1 protein-coding gene is annotated in these 436 nt (G+C 55.5%); it reads right to left on the bottom strand.

Translation table 11 applies throughout. The annotated features are described in order from the left end of the window. Positions 1–34: 34 nt before the first annotated feature. Positions 35–436 (bottom strand): putative sulfate exporter family transporter (locus tag D7Y13_RS50160; protein ID WP_120631126.1); only part of this gene is annotated, 402 nt, incomplete at its 5' end.

Below are 436 nucleotides of genomic sequence, written 5' to 3'. Positions count from 1 at the left end.
GCTATTGACTCAGTTGACACAGAAGAAACGGATTCTACACGTGCAAAATAGCATACAGCGACACGACAGAAATCAGTATCCACAGCACTACGCCCTGCGCCATTGGTTTCCAGCCCACCGCCCGGATGACTTTAGCGGATAACCCGGCCCCGATCAGAAACAGCGTTAACGTCAGGCCAGTGTGGGCCAGATGAACCAGTATCCCGGCTACCGGCTCGATGGCGGGCAGGTACGTATGGGCGATCATGGCTAAGATAAACAGACCGATGAAATACGGAATGCTGATGTTGCGGTTGCCCGTTCTGAACAGAGCCGCTGTGCCAAGGGCGACCGGGATGATCCAGAGGGCACGGGCTAATTTCACCGTTGTGGCTAATTGCAGGGCTTCCGGGCCAAACTTAGCGGATGCCCCCACCACCGAACTCGTGTCGTGAAT

Source organism: Corallococcus praedator (genome assembly GCF_003612125.1).
Taxonomy (GTDB): domain Bacteria; phylum Myxococcota; class Myxococcia; order Myxococcales; family Myxococcaceae; genus Corallococcus; species Corallococcus praedator.
Note: the sequence above shows the minus strand (reverse complement) of the source record. Positions and strands in the feature narration are given on the sequence as shown.